Annotated in this window: 23 protein-coding genes; 14 read left to right on the top strand and 9 right to left on the bottom strand. The window is 59.3% G+C overall.

The window, feature by feature from the left end; all coding sequences use genetic code 11:
• Positions 1 to 75 precede the first annotated feature (75 nt).
• The 8 genes from QU481_RS11170 to QU481_RS11135 all read left to right on the top strand — a co-directional run bounded on the left by QU481_RS11170 (position 76) and on the right by QU481_RS11135 (position 8682).
• The gene (locus QU481_RS11170; RefSeq protein WP_289830078.1) at positions 76 to 1455 is read left to right on the top strand and encodes an aspartate aminotransferase family protein; all 1380 of its coding nucleotides are present in this window, start codon (positions 76 to 78) and stop codon (positions 1453 to 1455) included.
• 152 nt (positions 1456 to 1607) lie between these two features.
• Positions 1608 to 2468 carry a flagellar motor stator protein MotA gene (gene motA / locus QU481_RS11165; protein WP_289830064.1) on the top strand — a complete coding sequence of 287 codons (861 nt, stop codon included), beginning with the start codon at positions 1608 to 1610 and terminating at the stop codon, positions 2466 to 2468.
• A gap of 18 nt (positions 2469 to 2486) precedes the next feature.
• A complete protein-coding gene (gene motB / locus QU481_RS11160; RefSeq protein WP_289830062.1) occupies positions 2487 to 3404 on the top strand; it encodes a flagellar motor protein MotB in 918 nt (305 codons plus the stop codon).
• Positions 3405 to 3407: 3 nt separating this feature from the next.
• Positions 3408 to 4148 carry a class I SAM-dependent methyltransferase gene (locus QU481_RS11155; RefSeq protein WP_289830061.1) on the top strand — a complete coding sequence of 247 codons (741 nt, stop codon included), beginning with the start codon at positions 3408 to 3410 and terminating at the stop codon, positions 4146 to 4148.
• Entirely contained in the window at positions 4135 to 5451 is a 1317-nt protein-coding gene (locus QU481_RS11150) for a histidine kinase (RefSeq protein ID WP_289830060.1), read from the top strand. The genes QU481_RS11155 and QU481_RS11150 overlap by 14 nt, the downstream gene beginning before the upstream one ends.
• A gap of 3 nt (positions 5452 to 5454) precedes the next feature.
• On the top strand, positions 5455 to 6249 hold the full coding sequence (locus QU481_RS11145) for a TrmH family RNA methyltransferase (protein WP_289830059.1): 795 nt from the start codon (positions 5455 to 5457) through the stop codon (positions 6247 to 6249).
• Between the two features lie 408 nt (positions 6250 to 6657).
• Entirely contained in the window at positions 6658 to 7632 is a 975-nt protein-coding gene (moaA, locus tag QU481_RS11140; RefSeq protein WP_289830058.1) for a GTP 3',8-cyclase MoaA, read from the top strand.
• 153 nt (positions 7633 to 7785) lie between these two features.
• Entirely contained in the window at positions 7786 to 8682 is an 897-nt protein-coding gene (locus QU481_RS11135) for an endonuclease (RefSeq protein ID WP_289830057.1), read from the top strand.
• A gap of 58 nt (positions 8683 to 8740) precedes the next feature.
• Here the strand turns inward: QU481_RS11135 and QU481_RS11130 are convergent, their stop codons facing one another.
• On the bottom strand, positions 8741 to 9148 hold the full coding sequence (locus QU481_RS11130) for a surface-adhesin E family protein (RefSeq protein WP_289830056.1): 408 nt from the start codon (positions 9146 to 9148) through the stop codon (positions 8741 to 8743).
• Positions 9149 to 9371: 223 nt separating this feature from the next.
• Here QU481_RS11130 and QU481_RS11125 point away from each other — a divergent pair, with 223 nt between their 5' ends.
• Together QU481_RS11125 and QU481_RS11120 are read left to right on the top strand one after the other, a co-directional pair.
• A complete protein-coding gene (locus QU481_RS11125; RefSeq protein ID WP_289830055.1) occupies positions 9372 to 9947 on the top strand; it encodes a flavodoxin family protein in 576 nt (191 codons plus the stop codon).
• A 129-nt stretch (positions 9948 to 10076) separates the two neighbouring features.
• Positions 10077 to 10676, top strand: coding sequence for a short chain dehydrogenase (locus QU481_RS11120; RefSeq protein ID WP_289830054.1), 600 nt, complete (start codon positions 10077 to 10079; stop codon positions 10674 to 10676).
• 91 nt (positions 10677 to 10767) lie between these two features.
• On the opposite strand, the gene QU481_RS11115 is transcribed toward QU481_RS11120, so the two are convergent.
• Positions 10768 to 11619: a dienelactone hydrolase family protein gene (locus tag QU481_RS11115; RefSeq protein ID WP_289830053.1), complete on the bottom strand. Its 852-nt coding sequence runs from the start codon at positions 11617 to 11619 to the stop codon at positions 10768 to 10770.
• A 172-nt stretch (positions 11620 to 11791) separates the two neighbouring features.
• Between QU481_RS11115 and QU481_RS11110 the strand changes: the two genes are divergently transcribed.
• Positions 11792 to 12268, top strand: coding sequence for a metal-dependent hydrolase (locus tag QU481_RS11110; protein WP_289830052.1), 477 nt, complete (start codon positions 11792 to 11794; stop codon positions 12266 to 12268).
• Positions 12269 to 12334: 66 nt separating this feature from the next.
• Positions 12335 to 13717 carry an ATP-dependent RNA helicase DbpA gene (dbpA, locus tag QU481_RS11105; protein ID WP_289830051.1) on the top strand — a complete coding sequence of 461 codons (1383 nt, stop codon included), beginning with the start codon at positions 12335 to 12337 and terminating at the stop codon, positions 13715 to 13717.
• A gap of 295 nt (positions 13718 to 14012) precedes the next feature.
• Here dbpA and QU481_RS11100 read toward each other — a convergent pair whose 3' ends face one another.
• The gene (locus QU481_RS11100) at positions 14013 to 14204 is read right to left on the bottom strand and encodes a hypothetical protein (protein WP_289830050.1); all 192 of its coding nucleotides are present in this window, start codon (positions 14202 to 14204) and stop codon (positions 14013 to 14015) included.
• Between the two features lie 328 nt (positions 14205 to 14532).
• On the bottom strand, positions 14533 to 14736 hold the full coding sequence (locus QU481_RS11095; RefSeq protein ID WP_289830049.1) for a hypothetical protein: 204 nt from the start codon (positions 14734 to 14736) through the stop codon (positions 14533 to 14535).
• Between the two features lie 273 nt (positions 14737 to 15009).
• Between QU481_RS11095 and QU481_RS11090 the strand changes: the two genes are divergently transcribed.
• Complete coding sequence (locus tag QU481_RS11090; protein WP_289830048.1) at positions 15010 to 16005, top strand: alpha/beta hydrolase; 996 nt, start codon at positions 15010 to 15012, stop codon at positions 16003 to 16005.
• Positions 16006 to 16211: 206 nt separating this feature from the next.
• Here the strand turns inward: QU481_RS11090 and QU481_RS11085 are convergent, their stop codons facing one another.
• The 5 genes from QU481_RS11085 to QU481_RS11065 form a co-directional block, all read right to left on the bottom strand.
• Complete coding sequence (locus QU481_RS11085) at positions 16212 to 16697, bottom strand: hypothetical protein (RefSeq protein WP_289830047.1); 486 nt, start codon at positions 16695 to 16697, stop codon at positions 16212 to 16214.
• 14 nt (positions 16698 to 16711) lie between these two features.
• Positions 16712 to 17458, bottom strand: a complete 747-nt coding sequence (locus QU481_RS11080) for a DUF2092 domain-containing protein (protein ID WP_289830046.1) — start codon at positions 17456 to 17458, stop codon at positions 16712 to 16714.
• Between the two features lie 256 nt (positions 17459 to 17714).
• Positions 17715 to 18917, bottom strand: a complete 1203-nt coding sequence (locus tag QU481_RS11075) for a DUF3734 domain-containing protein (RefSeq protein ID WP_289830045.1) — start codon at positions 18915 to 18917, stop codon at positions 17715 to 17717.
• Between the two features lie 9 nt (positions 18918 to 18926).
• Complete coding sequence (locus tag QU481_RS11070) at positions 18927 to 19709, bottom strand: 3-hydroxybutyrate dehydrogenase (protein WP_289830044.1); 783 nt, start codon at positions 19707 to 19709, stop codon at positions 18927 to 18929.
• A gap of 17 nt (positions 19710 to 19726) precedes the next feature.
• Positions 19727 to 20467: an acetoacetate decarboxylase gene (locus QU481_RS11065; protein WP_289830043.1), complete on the bottom strand. Its 741-nt coding sequence runs from the start codon at positions 20465 to 20467 to the stop codon at positions 19727 to 19729.
• 209 nt (positions 20468 to 20676) lie between these two features.
• Here QU481_RS11065 and ppnP point away from each other — a divergent pair, with 209 nt between their 5' ends.
• Entirely contained in the window at positions 20677 to 20988 is a 312-nt protein-coding gene (gene ppnP / locus QU481_RS11060) for a pyrimidine/purine nucleoside phosphorylase (RefSeq protein WP_289830042.1), read from the top strand.
• Positions 20989 to 21071: the final 83 nt, after the last annotated feature.

Raw genomic sequence — 21071 nt, 5'->3', positions numbered from 1 at the left:
AAATAAGGAGAGCAGCCTGACCGAACTACGTCGATCAGGCTGGCCCGGCCAGGCCGGGGATAACAAAGAGGAATCATCATGACCCAACGTTCGACAGAGCAATGGCGTGCACTGGACGCCGCCCACCATCTACATCCGTTCTCTGACACTAAGTCGTTGAACGAGCAGGGCGCACGAGTCATCACCCATGCTGACGGCGTCTATCTGTGGGATTCGGAAGGCAACAAGATTATCGACGGCATGGCCGGCTTGTGGTGCGTCAACATCGGCTACGGCCGCAAGGACCTGGCGGAAGTGGCCAAAAACCAGATGGAAGAGCTGGCCTACTACAACACCTTCTTCAAGACCACGCATCCGGCGGTAGTGGAATTGTCGACCTTGTTGGCCGAGGTGGCTCCGGAGGGTTTCGAGCATGTGTTCTACACCAACTCCGGGTCCGAGTCGGTCGATACGATGATCCGCATGGTGCGCTGCTACTGGGACATCAAGGGCCAGCCGCAGAAGAAAACGCTGATCGGCCGCTGGAACGGTTATCACGGCTCGACCATCGGTGGTGCCAGCCTTGGCGGCATGAGCTATATGCACGAGCAGGGCGACCTGCCGATTCCGGGCATCGTCCATGTCGAGCAGCCGTGGTGGTACAAACATGGCAAGGACATGACGCCGGAAGAGTTTGGCATACAGGCGGCGCGATGGGTCGAGGACAAGATTCTCGAGGTCGGCCCGGATAAGGTTGCCGCTTTCGTCGGTGAGCCGATCCAGGGGGCCGGTGGCGTGATCATCCCGCCGTCGACCTACTGGCCGGAGATCGAGCGTATCTGTCGCAAGTACGACGTGCTGCTGGTGGCTGACGAGGTAATCTGCGGCTTCGGTCGCACCGGCGAGTGGTTTGGCCACGAGCGCTTCGGTTTCACTCCGGATATCTTCACCACCGCCAAGGGACTGTCCTCGGGTTACCTGCCGATCGGCGCGGTATTCGTCGGTCCGCGGGTCGCAGAGGGGCTGATTGCTGGTGGCGACTTCAACCACGGCTTCACCTATTCGGGCCACCCGGTTGCCGCCGCCGTCGCCCGTGCCAACGTCGCTGCACTGCGCGACGAGGGGATTGTCGCCGCGGTGAAAGAGGACATCGGTCCATATATGCAGAAGCGCTGGCGCGAAGTGTTCAGTCAGTTCGAGCATGTCGACGATGTGCGCGGCATCGGCCTGATACAGGCGTTCACGCTGGTAAAGAATAAAGCCACCCGCGAGCTGTTCCCGAACTGGGGTGAAATCGGTACGCTATGTCGCGATATCTTCTTCAAGCACAACCTGATCATGCGGGCCTGCGGCGATCACATCGTAGCCGCGCCGCCTCTGGTAATCAGCAAGGACGAGATTGAACAGCTGCTTGCTACCGCAGCCGAGTGCCTGCGCGAATTCGAACAGGCGTTGAAAGACAAAGGCTTGGTGTAATTTCCCAAGAGCTTGCTTGCAGCTGTACTAACGGGCCTGATAAATTCAGGCCCGTTTTTTATTCATGATCTTTGCAAGCATGCCGATAAGTTCGATAACGGTGTGCATAGGCAAAGCATGCCGACGAATTCTCTCAATGATCGGGACGGTACATGTTTGTAGGAATCGGTTACGTCATCATCCTCGCGGCGGTATTCGGCAGCTATGTTGCCGGCGGCGGTCACCTGGCCGCGCTGGTTCAGCCGCTTGAATTCCTGATGATCGGTGGAGCGGCGTTCGGCGCCTTTCTGGCCACCAACGGCGGCCCGGCGCTCAAGTCGGTGCTAGCGGCACTGCCTGCCGTATTCAAGGGTCCGAAGTACAATAAGGCGGTGTACATGGAGTTGTTTGCCCTGTTGTTCGAGATTCTGACCAAGGTGCGCAAGGAAGGCCTGATGTCGATCGAGATGGACGTCGACGCGCCGGAGAGCAGTCCAATCTTCAGTAAATATCCGACGATCCTCGCCGACCACCACGTGGTCGAGTTCATGACCGATTACCTGCGCCTGATGGTTGGTGGCAACCTGAACGCCTTCGAGATCGAGAACCTGATGGACGTCGAGATCGATACCCACCACCACGAGGGGGACGTGCCGGTCAATGCGGTGCGCAACCTTGCCGATGCGATGCCGGCTTTCGGTATCGTCGCCGCAGTAATGGGCGTGGTGCACACGATGGAGTCGGTGGGGCTGCCGCCGGAAGAGCTGGGCATTCTGATTGCCCGAGCGCTGGTTGGTACCTTCCTGGGTATTTTGATGGGCTACGGCTTCATTGGCCCGATCGCGGCAATTCTTGGTCACCGTCATGCCGATCAGACCCGCATTCTGCAGACCATCAAGGTGACGCTGCTTGCCAGCATTAACGGCTATGCGCCCCAGGTCGCCGTCGAATTCGGCCGCAAGGCGCTCGTTTCGGCGGACCGCCCGGCTTTCGCCGAGCTGGAAGAGCACGTTAAACAGTCGAAAAACCGCTAACCAGAGAAGTGTGCAGTCATGGCTGACGAATCGCAGCGTCCCATTATCGTCAAACGCATCAAGAAGGGTGGTCACGCGCATCATGGTGGCGCCTGGAAACTTGCCTACGCCGACTTCGTGACGGCAATGATGGCGTTCTTCCTGTTGATGTGGCTACTCGGCTCGGTGTCCGAAGGCACGCTCAAGGGAATCGCCGAGTACTTCAAGATGCCGATCAAGGTCGCCCTGATGGGCGGCAACAGTTCCGGTCAGGCGACCAGTATCATCAAGGGGGGCGGTACTGACCTGACCCGCAAGGCGGGGCAGGTGCGGCGCTCGCCGTTCGAGGAACAGGAGCGCGAGAAGGTGCGTCTGAAGGAGCTGGAACAGAACCTTCAGCACAAGATCGCGAGCAACCCGCTGCTGAAGGACTACAAGGATCAGGTGAAGCTGGAGATGACGCCTGAAGGGCTGCGCATCCAGATTATCGACGAGAAGAACCGTCCGATGTTCGACAGTGGCAGCTATCGGTTGCTGCCGCAGACCAAGGAAATCCTGGCCATCCTCGCCAAGGACCTGGCGCAAGTCAGCAACCATCTGAGCATTTCCGGACATACCGACGCGCGGCCGTATTCGGGAGGTTCGAGCGGCTACAGCAACTGGGAGCTGTCGGCAGACCGAGCCAATGCTGCACGACGCGAATTGCTGGCCAGCGGCGTACCCGCTGACCAGGTGTTGCGCGTGGTCGGACTTGCCGCGGCCAACCCGCTCAATACGCAGAACGTATTCAGTGCCGAAAACCGTCGCATCACCATCATGGTGCTGAACAAGGAAACCGAGCAGAGAATTCTTGCTGCCGGCGTGCCGGTGGGCCCGTCTGGCGAGGTGAGTGCCGGACAGGTGGCCACGGCTACCGATGCCGCCGTGGCCGCAGCAGCCAAGCCTACCACTCATTAAGCGATGCGCTGGTTCAAGCCTGCCCTGATCCAACTGGCCGCCTCACTGTTGGCCTGGTTCTGGATCGCACCGGCCACGGCACCGTTGGCTTGGGCCGGCTTGCAGGGCGTACTGGCGGCCTCGCTGGCCTGGATGCTGCGAGAGCGCGGCTGGCGGTTGATGATCTATGCCGGCTTTTGTCCGGCGACGTTGGGCATGCTGCAGCTTGGCCTGCCGAACTGGTTGTATCTGGCATTGGCCCTGTTGCTCATTGGGCTGGCTCGTAATGCGGCGTTTGAATCGGTGCCGTTTTATCGCTCATCCGCCGCTGCCGTGGCGGCCGTGGCGGCCCGGTTGCCGGAGAATGCCCGACTGCTCGAAGCCGGTTGCGCCGATGCACGGTTTGCGATGGCGCTGTCGGCAGAGCGACCGGACGTCACCATTGTCGCCTGCGAGAATGCGCTGCTTGCCTGGTGCTGGGCGTGGCTGCGTTGGTGGCGTGCAGGGCAGCCGGCCAATGTGAGGATCGTTTATGCCAGCCTCTGGTCGCTTGGCTGGCAGGAGTTCGATGCGGTGTATACCTTTCTGTCGCCGGTGCCGATGGCGCGAGTCTGGCGGCAGTTTCAGCAGCAGGGGCGGCCGGGCAGCCTGCTGTTGAGTAATACCTTTACTGTCCCCGGCGTTGCGCCGACTGCTACCTTACCCTTGGGTGGGCCGTTGCAGCAGGCCTTGCTGATATGGAACCACTCATATGAACGCGTCTGATTGGCTGCAATCCCTGTCATCGCAACGTTGGCCGATACTTCCCGCCTCCCGGCAGGCCTTGGACGAGCTGGACAAAAAACAGCTCGACCTGATCTATTTCGGCGACCTAGCTAATCTCTGTCTGTCAGACCCGCTGCTCTTGCTGGACCTGTTGCGTGCGGTGTCGGGCTCTCGCGCTCTCAATCGCGACGATGCGACGCTATCGGTCGAGTCGGTGCTGTTAATGGCGGGGCTGGACAGCGTGCTGGGGCGCTTTCGCGACCTGCCCGCCATCGCGGTAACGGCCTCGCTCGGTGCTGCGCGAGTCGATCAGCTGACTGATTGGCTAGGGCGCGCCCGGATAGGGGCCTACCTTGCCAAGGAGTGGTTGTCCCTGGCTGATGCGATACGGGTGGAGGATGTCTACCTGGCAGCGTTGATCTATAACCTGCCGGCATGCCTGTACCTTATGACGCAGCAGCGCCACCAGGACGGGCCATTGCTGTCTCAGATAGAAGAGGCATTCAATGTCAGCTACGACCAACTGGTGCAGCAGTTCATTGAAACCCTGCCGCTGCCGGCCGCTCTGTTGTCGCTGCTTGACGGAGCGAACCATGACCCGCGCCGCACCTTGCTGCAACTGGCGGTCGAAACCGCCAATACCTTAGATCTGGGATGGTGGCAACCTGCCTGGAACAGCCGGTTGGCTACGGTGGCGGCGGAGGTCAACATCAACCAGGAACAGGTCTATCAGACTGTGGTGCAAGCGACGCTGGCGGTGGCACGCCACGCTCGGGCGCCGGGTTATGCCAATCCTGCTCGTTATCTGCTGGCATCACCCCCGTTGGCGCCGAGCAATCCGACCCCGGTCGAAGACCGATTGCCGCCGGAGTTGTTGGATGCCGTGCTGCGTGAATCGATCCGGCACCTGGCCAATGATCTTAAATTCGAGCGGGTGCTGTTTTTGCTGTACGATCAGCCCAGCCATTCGCTCAAACTGCGCTATAGGCTCGGCCTGCCAGAGGGACACCCGCTTGAGAAGCGGTTGATCCCACTGCAACCGGCATCGTTCTTCGGTCAGCTTTGCGGTAAACCGCAAAGCATTCATGTTCAGTCGGCCGTAGCTGCCATGCTGGCCAAACGTGAACCCGGCGGCTTCGTCGAGTTGGCCGAGGCGCACGAATTCGCAGCGATGGCCCTGTTTGCCGGCCCGACGCTTGCCGGCGTGTTTTATGTGGACAACGCCCGCTCGGGGCGGCCGATCGACGAGAGTGACTACCAGCGTTTCAAGGCTCTGGTCGCTTCGGCAACCCGACCCCGCTGATAGATGCCGATCAAAACGATTTCCTCCGCTCATAACAACGACCTGAAAGACCTGTCCCGCCTGCTGCAGAATGCCCGCGACCGCCGCAAGTCCGGGCTGATGGTGCTGGAGGGGATACATCTTGCGACCGCCAGCCTTGAGGCCGGCGGCGAGCTAACCGCCCTCTATATCAACGCTGAGGCCTCTGCTCATCCAGAGATCGTCCAACTGGTCGCCTCAGTTGGGGAGAGGGTGGCGGTGTCCTATATCACCCCCGGCGTGTTCGCCAAGGTTACCGCGCTGACGAGCGCTCCCGAACTGCTGGCGTTGGCGCGTCGCCCCGTGCCCGAGCGCCCGGCAGCCCATGTGTCGCGGCTGCTGTTGGAAGACATCCAGGATCCGGGCAATCTCGGCACCATTCTGCGCAGTGCCGCCGCATCGGGTGTGAACGAGGTCTTTCTCTCCAAGGGCTGCGTCGACGTGTATTCGCCGAAGGTGCTGCGAGCCGGGATGGGGGCGCACTTTGTGTTGAACTTGCACGAGGCGGCAGACCTTGAGGCGGTGTTGAACGACTTTAACGGCAGTAAATTGGTAACGGCGCTTGACGGAGCGGTATCGCTGTACAGTCAGGACTTGACAGGTCCGGTGGCCTTTGTGTTCGGCAATGAGGGGAGCGGCGTTTCTACCGCGCTCCAGGCGCTGGCACCGGCCAGGATAAAGATTCCGATGCCGGGTCAGGCAGAGTCGCTGAATGTGGCGATGGCGGCGACGGTGTGCCTATTCGAGCGCGTGCGTCAGCTGGAAGCGCAGGCTGGTTAATTGTTTGTATACATAGGTAATTGTACGTATGGAAGCGGGCGTTGGCTCTCGTTATCATGACGTTGTGCTTGGCGTCCGCGACGTGCACAACAGCTTGCCATATTCTCCTTCTGGCGGCAGGCTGTACTTCCCCGATACTCCTATGCCCTCCCTCCCCGGAGGGCTCTTTTTTTCGTGCCCACCAAGTGCTACCTTGGCAGAAAGGCCGGCATGAAGCTGCAGGCAGCGCGCAAGAGCGGGCAACTCCTTAGTGTTTGCGTGTCACAGCGGACTGACGGTCAGTAAGCTGTGGTTTGTAGGGCCAATTACGCGAAATCCCCACCAAATTGCTCGACAATTGCTGCCTAAACTTGGTTAAGCCGTTACAATCTTAATCGGAAGATAAATAGAGATGAGATGGAGCAGGCGATGTTGATGGACCGCTTCGGGCGCACGATCGAATACATACGACTGTCGGTGACTGACCGCTGTGATCTGCGCTGCAGCTACTGTATGCCCAAGGGATTCAGGGGCTTTGAGGAGCCGGAGCATTGGCTGACCTTCGATGAGATCGAGCGGGTGATTGGCGCTTTCACCCGTCTGGGGACTCGGCGGGTGCGCCTGACTGGTGGCGAGCCATTGTTGCGCCGGAATCTGCCTGAACTGGCGGCGCGCTTGGCTGCACTGCCGGGGCTCGACGATCTGTCGCTAAGCACCAATGCCACTCAACTGAGCAAACACGCCGAAGCGCTGCACAATGCAGGGGTGCGCCGACTCAATATCAGCCTGGACTCGTTGCGACGCGACTGCGTGCACGAGCTAACAGGCAGAGACAGTCTGCCACGCGTCATGGATGGGCTGATGGCGGCCAAGGCGGCCGGATTCGCACCGATCAAGATCAATATGGTGGCGATGAAGGGTGTCAACGACGATGACATCGAGACCATGGTGGCGTTCTGTATCGAACACGGCTTTGTGCTGCGCCTGATCGAGGCGATGCCGATGGGCGATACCGGTCGCGCGGCACATTTTCTCGATTTACAGCCGGTGCTCGCGCGTCTGCAGCAACAGTTCTCGCTGGTGCCACAGGCTGCGGACCTCGGGGGCGGGCCAGCGCGCTACTGGTCGACCCTGGACGGTCGCTTCACGCTCGGCCTGATTACGCCAATCTCCCAACATTTCTGCGCTACCTGTAATCGCGTTCGCCTATCGGTGGACGGCACCCTCTATATGTGTCTGGGTCAGGAGGAGCGTTTCGAGCTGCGTCCGCTGCTGCGTGCTGGCTGCAGCGACGCGGAGCTGGAAGCTGCGATCCGAGAGGCTATCGAGCTCAAGCCCGAGAGGCATGAGTTCCGAGAACGGCCTGGCAAGATCGTCCGCATCATGTCGATGACTGGCGGCTAAGCCGTATTGATTCATACCACTATACAACCCGCCTGTTGGCGGGTTTTTATTTAATTGTAATATTTAAACGTGCCGCGGTTATTCCATTTGCCCGAGTGTAAAATCGACCGCCCTTACGTGGTAAAAACCGGTGTCGGCCGGTAGTGGTAGGCAATGAAGCAGACGATGTTCCGCTGGCTGGCGCTGGGTGCGCTGCTGGCACTGGTGAGCGCGTGCAGCGAGAAGGACGCGCAGCAACTGGCCAACAAGGCACTTCAACACGGTGGCAAGGCGCTGGCCGAGCATGCCGAAAAGTTGATCCGCGAGGCGACGGGCCAGTTGACCGGCGAACTGTCGGGCAGCTCCTCAGGATCGGTTCCGGACAATGTGCCGCTGGTGAATGGTACTAAGGCAGTCGGGCATCGTGACTTCGCCGGAGCGAAGAGGGTATTGCCGCGTCTCTATAGCGGCATGGAGGTGACTTTCTATTGCGGTTGCGATTATCACGACAAGACCATTGATCAGCGCTCCTGCGGTTTCAAACCGCGCAAGAATGCTGCGCGCGCGGCCCGTCTGGAGTGGGAGCATATCGTTCCGGCCTGGGTGCTGGGCCATCAGCGGCAGTGCTGGAAGAACGGGGGGCGCAAGAACTGCGCCGACAATGACCGGGTATTCGCAAGGGCCGAGGGCGACCTGGTAAACCTGGTCCCGGCGATTGGCGAGGTGAACGCCGATCGCAGTAATTATTCGTTCAGCGCCTGGCAGCGCGGCAATCCACATCCGCAATACGGCCAGTGCCCGATGATCATCGATAGCAAGATGAAGAAGGTGCAGCCACCTGAGCCGATCCGTGGGCGTATCGCACGGATCTATCTCTATATGCACCAAACCTATGCGTTGCGGATGAGCCGGCAGGACAGCCAACTGATGTGTGCTTGGTCGCGTGAGCACCCGGTGGACGACTGGGAGTTACGCCGGAATAAGCGAATCCGCGCGCTACAGGGCAGCGACAACCCGTTCGTGACCGATCCGCAGCAGGTCGAGCGCTTCTGCCAGGCGGCGCTTGCGTGATGTTGTTCTGTGTGACCGTTTTGGCGTTGAATTCGCAACGCTGAAGAGTTCAGTGGAGCTACGGCGTGGCGTAACCGCGGCACAGGTAATGAAGCGCGACGTCACCAATGCTGCCGTCTGGCTCTTGACCAAACCCATCCGGAGGCAGGTCCTCACGTAGTGCGACGTCGTTTTTACGCTCATCGTGGTACATCACTAATTGCCGTGCGGAGGTTTCCATCGTTCTGCAACGAAATGCGGCGTCAATGTGCATGCTACTGACCAGCCCGATCTTTCCGACTGTGACCGGGGGCTTGTACTCGACGCGTAGCCGAGCATGAATCACGTCGCCATCACTGCTCATATTGGCCGAGTCGACCTGTACGATGTTGCCGTTGTTGGTTTTGCCGGCAGTTTGCCAATGGCTGGGGCTGGCCAATGCCGGCGCTGCGACGGTGGCTAGGGCGATGAGGTACCATGTTTTCATGGGAACCGCCTTTCGATTATTTGGGGGCGGCCGTGGCCCCTGAGCCTAATTGTAGGCAAGGGCGGTTGGGCGCGTGCTACCCATGCCGAGGCTTGACGGCGTTGTTATTTCAGCGTCGATGAACTTGAGCAGGCCGGCTGCTACGAAATGAACTAAAAAAGAGGGTCAGCCTACCAGCGACACCCAGCTGGGATGTCTATGTTGACCTTATCAAGGAGATGTCATGACGCGTATTGCCATTGTTTATCACAGCGGCTACGGCCACACTGCCAAACAGGCCGAGGCTGTGTATGCTGGCGCTGCCGCCATTAGCGGTGTAACTGCGACGCTGTACCCGATCGACGCCGACGGCAATCTGCCGGCCAGTACTTGGGAGGCGCTCGATGCAGCCGACGCTATCGTGTTCGGCTCGCCGACCTATATGGGCATGGTGTCGTGGCAGTTCAAGAAATTCGCCGATGCCAGCTCCAAGCCATGGTTTGCACAGAAGTGGAAAGACAAGGTGGCTGCGGGTTTCACCAATTCGGCCAGCATCAACGGCGACAAGCTGTCGACGCTGCATTACCTCAACACCTTGGCGATGCAGCACGGCATGATTTGGGTCGGCACAGGGATGCTGCCGTCCAATACCAAGGCGGCCACACGCAATGACCTGAATTGGTTGGCGGGTTCTTCCGGGCTGTTGGCTCAGTCGCCGTCCGATTCGAGCCCGGAAGAGGGGCCGTTACCGGGTGATCTGGAGACTGCCAAGCAGTTTGGCGCGCGCATCGCCAATATCACCAAGCATATCCATGGCTAAGCGTTGAGCGGACTGGGGAGAGGCGGCGTTCTGCCGCTTTTTTCATTGCGTGACCTGCGGGGGGGCTTGCTATGTGTGTCGTGTGCTCTGGGCGAGTCCGGGGCGAATGCATTCTGAAAGGAGAAGGTGATGAAGATTGTCATCATCGGTGCCACTGGCACCATCGGCCTTGCCGTGCAGGCCGAACTCGCGCAGCGTAATGAGGTGATCTCAGTGGGCCGAACCCGTGGTGATTATCAGGCTGATATCACAGACGTCGCCAGTCTGCAGGCCTTGTTTGCCAAGATCGGTCGGTTCGATGCACTGGTCGCCACGACGGGGGCTGTGCACTTTGGTTCGCTAGAAGAAATGACGCCGGAACTCTACCAGATCGGTCTGGCCGACAAGCTGATGGGCCAAGTGAAACTGACCCTCGTTGGCAAGGATTATCTCAACGATGGCGGTTCGATCACGCTGACAAGCGGGGTATTGAGTGAAGACCCGATCCGCTTTGGCAGTTCGGCGTCGATGGTAAACGGAGCGATTGATTCTTTCGTTCGGGCGGCGGCTATCGAGCTGCCACGGGGTCTGCGCATCAACAGTGTCAGCCCGGGTGTGATCGCCGAGTCGATGCCGTCATACGGACCGTATTTTCGAGGCTTCCTGCCTGTGCCGGCGACCAAGGCGGCACTCGCGTACAGCAAGAGCGTGGAGGGTGCGCAGACCGGTCAGGTGTACCGCGTCAGCTAAGGCACCCGCTATGGGAAACAGGGAAAGCGGCCAATGAGCCGCTTTTTTTGTCGACCTTATTTGCTTATATGCATCCAGCGCGATGTTGTGCTCAGCGTGCACCGTGCTCGGCGAACCAGGCGAGCATTTTTGCCCAACCGTCCTGCGCAGCTGCCTCGTTATAGCTTGGTCGATAATCGGCATTGAAGCCGTGGCCGGCTTCCGGGTAGACGATCACCTGCGATGGATTGCCGGCGGCTTTGAGCAGACCCTGCATCTTCTCGATGCTGTCGACTGGAATGCTCGAGTCTTGACCGCCGTACAGGCCCAGCACCGGCACCTGCAGTGAGGCAACGAGGTCAATCGGGTTGCGTGGTGTCAGGGGCGTCTTGTCGCCTACCAGCCGGCCATACCAGGCCGCGGCGGCTCGCAGGTTCGGGTTGTGTGCGGAGTACAGCCAGACGATGCGGCCGCCCCAGCAGAACCCGGTAATCGCTGCGCGTTTCACGTCGCCACCGCTCACTCCGGCCCAGGCGAGAGTGGCATCAAGATCGGCCAGGACTTGTTCGTCAGGCACTTTGCTGACCACTTGGTTGATCAACTGGCTGATGTCGGGGTATTTGCGTGGGTCACCTTGGCGGAAGTAGAGCTCCGGTGCGACCGCGAGGTAGCCTGCCTTGGCGAGTCGGCGGCACAGGTCCTGGATGTGTTCGTGCACGCCAAATACCTCTTGCACCACTAGTACCACCGGCAGCGGGCCGGTACGGTTAGGGCGGGCGAAATAGGCGGGCAGGGAGCCGTCTTTGGTCGGGATCGCCACGCTGCCGGTAAGTAGCCCTTCGCTGTCGGTATGGATGGTGGCGGCACTGATGGGCTGCACCGCCAAGGCGAAGCCGGAAGCGATCATGACGCCGAGAAACCGGCGGCGCTGCGGGCTGGGGGGAGAGGTCGGAGTGGGCGGCATGGTGCTGCTCCATAAGCGGCAATAACGACAGTGTAGATGCTGGCGGCGTTAACCGTAGGGGTTGAGCCGGCTCATTCCAATAAAATTGAAGAAAAAGCGGACTACGACGAGCTCGCAACTGTCTGCAGATCAGCTATGATTGCCGGTTTTTCGCCTGGATTGCGCTGCTGTCATGATGCTTGTCTCCCACCTGGTGTTCGGCGCTGTCGCCGGCGCCGTCGTGGCCCACTTCCATATCAGCCCCTTGTGGTTGTCGATGCCCCTGGCGATGGGGGGCGCGCTGCTGCCCGACATCGACCACCCTAAGAGCGCGCTGGGCAGCCGGGTGCGGCCGGTGTCCACGCTGATTGCCAAGGTGTTCGGCCATCGAGGCCTCACTCATTCTTTGCTGGCCGTATTGGGCTTGAGTTGGCTGCTGTTGCACCTGTCCGGTCATAAGATTGCGTCGAGCACGCTGGCGCCGCTGCTGGCGGGGTATCTGTCGCACCTGCTTGCCGATGGTCTGACGCCGATGGGCGTGCCATTATTCTGGCCGGTACGCGTCCCCGTGCGCTTTCCGCTGACGGTACGAACCGGGTCGGCTGCCGAGAAGTTGCTGACCTTGGCGGTGGTGGTTGGGTCCTGCTGGTGGCTCGGGCCTCATTACTGAACCGATTCGGCCAATCGTGCCTCGACGTGGTAGACTGGCCGCCTTTTTGCCTTACCCTAACTCATTGTGACAACTGAACTTTTTTCCACACTGCCGCTTTCGCCGGCTATGCTCGCCAACCTCGACAGCCTCGGCTATAAGTCCATGACGCCAATCCAGGCGCAGAGCCTGCCGACCGTACTGGCAGGTCGTGATCTGATTGCTCAGGCGAAGACCGGTAGCGGCAAAACCGCCGCGTTCGGCATCGGCCTGTTGAACAGGATCAATCCGCGCTGGTTTGCCGTGCAGGCGCTGGTGCTGTGCCCGACTCGCGAGCTGGCCGACCAGGTCTCCAAGGAAATCCGTCGGCTGGCACGTGCATTCGACAATATCAAGGTGCTGACGCTGTGCGGCGGTGCGACGATGCGCCCGCAGATGGCGTCGCTGGAGCATGGCGCGCACATCGTGGTCGGTACGCCTGGACGTATACTCGATCACCTCGAGCGCGGCAGCCTGGACCTTGCCGGCTTGCAGACGCTGGTGCTCGACGAAGCAGATCGGATGGTCGATATGGGCTTTTACGACGATATCGCCAAGGTGGTGAAAGCCTGCCCGGCGGAGCGTCAGACCCTGCTGTTCTCGGCAACCTACCCGGATACGATCCGCCAGCAAAGCGCACGATTCCTGCGCAACCCAGCCGAAGTGGTGGTGGAGTCGCAGCACGACGACAGCAAGATTCAGCAGCGTTTCTTCGAGGTGGCACCGGAACAGCGTCTTGCCACGGTTGCGAAACTGCTCAAGCACTACCGGCCGGTGTCGAGCATTGCCTTCTGCAATACCAAGCAGCAGTGCCGCGACCTGGTTGATTTGCTGAGGGCCGAGGGCTTCACCGCACTGGCGCTGTTCGGCGAGCTGGAGCAACGCGAGCGCGACCAGGTACTGGTGCAGTTTGCCAATCGCAGCTGCTCGGTGCTAGTGGCGACCGATGTGGCGGCGCGCGGCCTCGATATCCAGTCGCTCGAAGCGGTGATTAACGTCGACCTGACCCGTGACCCTGAGGTGCACGTGCACCGCATCGGCCGCACCGGTCGCGGTGACGAGCAGGGTATCGCGCTGAGCTTGGTGACGCCGGCCGAGATGTTCCGCGTCGAGGCGATCGAGAACTACCAACGTCGCCCGGTGGAGTGGGGCACCATGGCCGAGCTGAACACGAGTGGCAAGCCGCTGACTCCGCCAATGGTGACGCTGCAGATCCTCGGTGGGCGCAAGGAGAAGATCCGCCCAGGCGACGTGCTCGGCGCGCTGACCGGCGAGGCCGGTATACCGGGTGCCCAGGTCGGCAAGATCGCGGTGTTCGACTTTTCCACCTACGTGGCGGTAGAGCGCGGCATTGCGCCTCAGGCGCTAGCTCGCCTTAACGCCGGCAAGCTGAAGGGCAAGAGCGTCAAGGCGCGCTTTCTCGAAGACTGAACTTCAAAGCCTCTCAGCGGAGGGGCTCTGCTGTGAGCGCAATGGTAGCCAGCCCTTGCTTTCGGCCAGCCTTGCAATGAGGTTGGCCGAATTTTTCTGCACCAGCAAAATGGGACACGGCCTGTATTGTGGTGCTACTTCACGATTGATACAGGGACGACATAACGAAGACCGGGCCGTGCGTCACAGGACGCCGACCCGGTCTTGATGAAGGATTGGTAGTGAGGTCTGAGTGAAATTGTTAGCGGACGATGCTCATGTCGTCGCGTCTTGGCATTGGTCGACGCTGGACGACTCATTCAGGCAGATAGTCGTCGTGCTCGTGCCACAGCGATACATCATCACGCAACATCAGACGATACACTTCGTCCTCAGCCATCGCATGGAGGGGAAACGGCCCCGCCCGCACTGCGCCAGCAGTCTCTATGACCGCCCAACCAATAAAGCCGCCCTTGGCGTCTAACTCACGTTCAATTCGGTAATTCATTGCTGGATCTCCGATAACTGCCGTGGGAGATATCATCGTGGATGATGTTTCCAAAATCACAAATTAAAAATTTGTCATTGATTTCCGAGTGTTGCAGTGCACAGAGTCTGAGCTCTTTGGAGCAACCCCCATTGTGAAAGCCTTGGACGGGAGGTAGGCCATACAGGATTTTTGCGGTGCGGAAGGCCATTGCTCCGACGAACGGTAGCAAGCCCCGTGTCTCATATGTCATCAATCGTGAAAACAGTCGATGCCGATGTGAAAACTAGGCAATTTCCGGTGTGGGGATGAGAAGGCGACCGATAGGCCGCCTGATGACAAGAGATATTTAGTGGGCATGGCCCGGCGGCTTGTGATGATGCCGCCAATGTTCGATGCCCTGCGAGAGCAGCTGCAGTGCGTACACCACGCCGAGTGTCACGAGCATGGCGAGCAGAATCCACGGTTGCGCCGCGAACACTACGATCGCTATCACGATCGCGAACATCATCAAACCGTTGTACCAGCCGCCTTGTTTCCGCAGTGTTTTCATGGCGTAACTCCTCGGCCGCGAAACAACGACGGCCTGTTTCCAGTGTAGGTCATCGTGGGGCGGGCAAGGCTGGCCAAAGGCGTTTGACACTGGATGTGGGACTAGTCCGAGTAGCCAAGCCAGCTCAGGCGATCGATGCACGCTCACGATGGCGCCATGAATCTTCTCCATCGGAGCATGTGCCGCTTGGCGGCCCTCTGCAGATCGCCAGCGCAAGTCGTCCAGCATAATCAGCGCCGATTGCTATACCCAAAACTGGACTCGGGAGCGATGATGATCAATCAGCAAAATACCCAACTTGACCAGTACGAGTACGTAATGTCGGTACGGGCAGTGCGCGCTGGCCGGTTTATCGCCGACATAGGGCAGCCCCGGTTCCTGATGGTGCCCGACGGGGAAGATCCGCTGCCTGGCGATGCAGTGGCCGCCAACGGCTGGTACAAGGCGGTGCGGGCACGATCGATCTGGCAGAGCGCGCAGGGCGAGGAGCGGGGTGACATCCTGTTCATTGTCCACGGTTACAACCTGAGCGAGACCGAGGTAATGCAGCGTCACCGTCTCCTGACCCAAGACCTGCGCGCACTCGGCTTTCTCGGCGTGGTGGTGTCGTTCGACTGGCCAAGCGACGACAAAGCGCTCGCCTACCTGCCGGACCGGCACCGCGCCAAACGCAGCGCAATCGAGCTGGTCAACTCGGGCATCAGCTATCTGTCAGGCAAGCAAACGCCCGATTGTGCGATCAATATCCATTTGCTCGGTCACTCTACCGGCGCGTTGGTGGTCCGCGAGGCGTTCGATGACGCCGACGACACCGCGATGTTCAACAGCGGTTGGAGCGTCAGCCAGATTCTGTTTGCGGCCGCCGATGTGTCGTCCAACTCACTGGCGGCCGACAACCCCAGCGGCGAGTCGGTCTATCGGCACTGCATGCGGCTGACTAACTACAGCAATCGCCACGACGAGGCGCTCGACTTGTCCAATGTGAAGCGGCTGGGCGTCGAGCCTCGGGCCGGGCGGGTAGGGCTGCCGGCCGATTCACCAACGAAGGCGGTCAATGTTGACTGTTCCGCCTACTATCAGCACCTCAGCAACGAGCCATCGGTGGCAGCGGCCGATCAGGCGGCATTTCTCGGCCTGCAGAGCCACTCCTGGTTCTTTGGAAACCGGGTATTCACCCGCGACCTGTTCGCCACGCTGACCGGCGTGGACCGCGGTGCGATCAAGAGCCGAACGACCGATGGAAGCGGGGCCCTGGTCCTGAAGCGCTAAGGCTAATAGGCATGATGAAAGCCCCTGACTCAGCGGCTTTGCAGCGGTCATCGCAGCCAAAAGTGAGGGGTGGAGCTTCGGGCGCTAAACGGAGCTATTTCAACCTCGTCAGACACTATTTAGAGAGGGACGGGCTACCGCTTGTAGTGGAGACACAAAACAAGCGGGGATGTATCTGCATCCAGTTTTTCTTAACGAGTAATTTTTTATTGTGGTGGGTTCACCACGACATATTGCACTGATGTACCGGAATATTGCGGCTGGTACCATGTGCTGCCGCATTGTTGGTAGGCAACGTTACCTACCATAACGGCGGTGCAGCTTGGTGGAATAGAGTGAACTACGTTACCAACAACGGCAGCGGTGACCGCGACCGTCGCACCCACCGCTGCTGCAGTTGCAACGGGGTGGTAGTCGTCATTCCAACCATTATTCCCCTGAACGTTAACGTTTTTATTGACGTTGACGTTGGCCTCACGACTTACTCTCACATTATTGTTCATTGTTGCATTGCGGTCATTCGTACGTACATTGCGGGTGTTATTGGGGATTGGGGGGCGATTGGCTACGCTTGCATTTGGACGAGGGGACGAGACACCTCCGCCCCTTCTAGCCAGTGCTGGCTCAACAGCCAGCGCACTACATACGAGGAGCAATATCAGCTGTGCAGAGCGAAATTTAGATTGGGACATAGCTTGCACTCCTTTTATTGATTACTCGTCGGTTGTGGCGCTAACTCAACATGTTGCGTTCCTTTTGGGGGGTGAAATTCGAAAGCGCTTTCTGCCAACCTGGCTTTTACATCCCATTGTAGATAAGTCACATGCTGAGGCTGTACAGGATCGTTGGTTGTGGTCACAACCAGTTTTATTGGCAAAATTTCATGGCCTTCTGTCATGCATACTTGCCAGTCAACATTTTCCTGCCTAAAAGCATAAAGTTGGCAACTCTTGCCATTTATCAGCTCCGGCCCCACTCGCAATGCACCAGTCAACTTGCTCTCGTTGTCCTTGTCTGTTCCCCAGTAGAACAGGTCGGCCAATGGAAACTCAATTCCGTAGTTCTTGGCTGCGACATCAAGTAGGGCACCTATGGTTGGCGGAGCGGTTACGCGGGCATAGTAAGGCGCCCCAATCGTGTATACCGTTAGGGTCTTGCCATTGTAAAACAATTCACGCGAACGTAGCGCCGAGGTGCTATTAAAGTACAGTTTGTTCGGGCGTACAGCACTCAGACGGAGAGAACTGTCGGATTGGATTTTTTGCCCGTTGTCGAGTACCAAATCGGTTGCTGACCGGGCTTGGATAGAAAACGACTTCAAGCTTCGAAGGTAGTTGCCCATGTGCTTAAGTGCCGCCAACGCATCAGGCTCAATGGTTTCCGCCACCGCATAAAATGGCATGATTAGCAACGTCGTCAGCGCGAGCGTGATCACGAGTTTATTAGGGAACATGCAACCTCCTTTCCCGATAAATTTGTTTTTCACAAGAATTGTATAGCCCGGTTTGCCAACCAACGCATGTACCGACAGGTGGCGTCCTGATTCCCTGCGCTTAATCACGAAACATGCGTGCTATCGTCATAAATGCACTCATAAAAAATGGTTTTTACTTAAATAGTGTTTTGTGAAAAATAACTTTTTATTAAATATGGATTTATTAAAAACAAATAGCCCCTAGATCTAGGGGCTATTTGTTTTATTTTCTGCGTTAGAAACGGTGCACGTCGTGAGTAATGAACGGGGTCTCGGGCGGCGGCATGTCGAGCCACTCGGGGTGTGCCAGGCTGTGCTCGATATCAGCCAGGCCGCTAGCCCAGTGCTCACGCATCGTCAGTGCTCCGAACTGGTAGTCCTTGTAGCTCCCTTCACAATTCTTTTCCTTGTAGATCAGATGGATCACGTTGAAGAGCCGGTCGCAGGCCTCTTCCGCGGCGCGTCGGTACCAGGGGTTGTCCTTGCGGACGTCTTCGGGCACCAGCTGCATCAGCTCGCGTAGCAATCGGCGGTGCTTCTGCATGTTCGCCATATACGTGGTGATCATCCGGGTTCGACTCGAGTACTGGATGTCCTTCTGACGCAATGCCACCTTGGATAGGTCGGTCGGCAGTGAACCATGAGAGCTCCATAGGTCGACCTGGAAGACCAGCGAATTCTTGCGCGGGGTGGTGGTCAGTACCTGTTGTAGCGGCGTGTTCGACACCACGCCGCCGTCCCAGTAGTACTCGCCGTCGATCTCCACCGCCGGAAAACCCGGCGGCAGCGCGCCGGACGCCATGAAATGCTCGGCGCACAAGGGTTCCTTGGTATTGTCGAAGTAAACGAAGTTGCCGGTTTTCACGTTCACCGCGCCGACCGATACGCGCATCTCGCGGGTATCGTTGAGCCGGTCGAAGTCGACCAGCGCCACGAGCGTGCTCTTCAGCGGAGCGGTGTCGTAGTAACTGGCATTGCCCGGGCCTGCTGGGCCGTCGGTGTTGAAAGGCGTGCGCGGCACGAAGAAGCCGTTTTGCCCTTCAGTCAGCGCGCGCCATGCCTCCCAGCCGTTGTACAGGCCGATTAGCGGCTCGGGCCAATCCCTGAGAAAGCTCATCTGCCCCAAGGGGCTGGGGGGCAGGAATGGTGGCTGGCAGATGGTTTGCCAGAACTCCTGCAGTCGTTCGACGCGCCTCTCGGGCGGGTTACCGGCGATGATCGCCGCGTTGAGTGCGCCGATCGAGATGCCGGCCACCCAGTTAGGATGCAGATCCGCCTCGGCCAAGCCCTGATACACCCCAGCTTGGTACGAGCCGAGCGCGCCGCCGCCCTGCAAGACCAGCGCGACCACTTGGTAGCGGTGGTCGGCTGGCAGACGCGGGCTCTGGTAGAGGTCCGCGCCTACATGGCAGGCGGCGTTGAGCGTGCTTGTCGCCATGCCGTCTCCTTATTGCATATACCAGCCGTGGCTAACGATGAACGACTGGCCGGTCAGCGCCGCGCTTGGGAACGCGGCGAGGAACAGCGCAGTCTGTGCCACATCGTCGACGGTGGTAAACACGCCATCCACCGTGCCGCCCAGCATCACCCGCCTGACTACCTCCTCCTCGCTGATGCCCAGCTCCTTGGCCTGTTCGGGAATCTGCTTGTCGACCAGCGGTGTGCGCACGAAGCCCGGACAAATCACGTGCGAGCGGACGTTGTACTCGGCGCCTTCCTTGGCGAGCACCCGTGCGAGGCCGAGCAGGGCGTGTTTGGCGGCAACGTACGCCGATTTCAGCGGTGAGGCCTCGTGCGAGTGCACCGAGCCCATATAGATCACCGTGCCGCCGCGCTTGTCCTTGTACATGTATCGCAGCGCGGCCTTGGTGGTGAGGAAAGCGCCATCGACGTGGATGGCCTGCATTTTCTTCCAGTCGGCGAAACTGTAGTTGATGATCGGGTTAACGATCTGGATGCCTGCGTTCGAAATCAGGATGTCGAGCTGACCGAATGCATCGACCACCGCCTTGGTGCCGGCATTGACCGCTTCCTCATTGGTAACGTCCATCGCCACGCCGATCGCCTTGCCTCCTGCGGCCTTGATCTCGTCGGCGGTCTTCTGCGCAGCGTCCAGGTTGATGTCGGCAATCGCCACCGAGGCGCCGGCCTTGGCATAGACGATGGCGATTTCCTTGCCGATGCCACTGGCTGCGCCGGTGATCAGTGCGACTTTTCCGTTCAGTTGCATTGCAGTGCTCCTTTCGGTTAACCCAGATAATCGAAGACCACTTCACCCAAGCCAAGGGTCAGGTCGGCTACGATGTGGCGTGCCTCGACAACCTCAAGCACCGGCAGCTCGGCCACCGGCGCCAACGCATGCGGGAACAGCGATAGCGCCGCCGGTCCGGTCCACGCGCCTTTGACCGTGACGTCCTGCAGGTGGTAGCGCACCAGCTCGCAGATGCGCGGGGTGCCATCCACGTGTGGAATGATCTTCAGCAGAAAATTCGGGGTGTTGGCGAGGTTGTACCCGGCCGCAATAGCGTCGAGCGTCTTGTGTTTGTAGCCCATTGTGGCGGTGACCACCCGTACAGGGCCGTAATCGAGCTCGCCAACCAGGGTATCGATATGCACTTGCAGGCGGGGACAGGCGAGCTTCTTCGGGAAGCCCCACAGTTCGCGACCGCCGGCGATCGGCGGATGGTCGTTCAAATACATCGCATGGGTGTAGCTACCGGCCTCGCCGCGAAAGGTGACCGGAATGACCTGACCGCTTTCGGTATAGTCGCCGAAGCCGGTGGAGTCGGGCATGCGGATGAATTCGTAGTGCACCAGCGGCTCGCCGATTTCGAGCGGCTCGGGGACGACGGCGCGCAGTTTGTCCGGGTCGGTGCGGTAGGTGATGATAAAGAACTCGCGATCGACGAAGCGATAGGGGCCGATCGGAAAGGCGGGGTTGGTCAGCGGCATGGCAAACGCCTGCTCGCGGATGGTGCGGATATCCATGAACAACGGCTCTCCCAATAGGGGTGGAACAACACTGTCTGGCGTCCAACAACATGGCAATACAGCGGCATGGTGCGCCGCGACATGCATCACCACGTTAGCACATTCTGACGAAGGTCCCGGGCATTGGTTCCCCCGGCGTCACAACGCGACCATGGTATTTCGCGGTACACTGCCTGCCTGTCAAAACACCAACAAGGAGATCACCAATGGAACTCATCGATAACGTCAGCGTCGCCAAGAAGGCCAACGTCTACTTTGACGGCAAGTGCATCAGCCACAGCCTGACCCTGGCGGACGGCACCAAGAAATCGGTCGGCGTGATCCTGCCGTCGACGCTCACCTTCAACACCGGCGCGCCGGAAATCATGGAGCTGGTGGCCGGCGAATGCCGCATTACGCTGAAGGGCGAGAGCGAAGCCAAGGCCTACAAGGCCGGCGAGTCGTTCAACGTGCCGGGCGACAGCAGCTTCCAGATCGAAGTGACGGACACGCTGCACTACGTCTGCCACTTCGGCTAAAAGCCGCTAGTACAGACTGCAAGACAAATAGGCGGCCTATAGGCCGCTTTTGTTTTGGGCAGACGTCAGGGCCGACTAACCGC

Source organism: Crenobacter oryzisoli (assembly GCF_030385785.1).
Classification (GTDB): Bacteria; Pseudomonadota; Gammaproteobacteria; order Burkholderiales; family Chromobacteriaceae; genus Crenobacter_A; species Crenobacter_A oryzisoli.
Note: the sequence above shows the minus strand (reverse complement) of the source record. Positions and strands in the feature narration are given on the sequence as shown.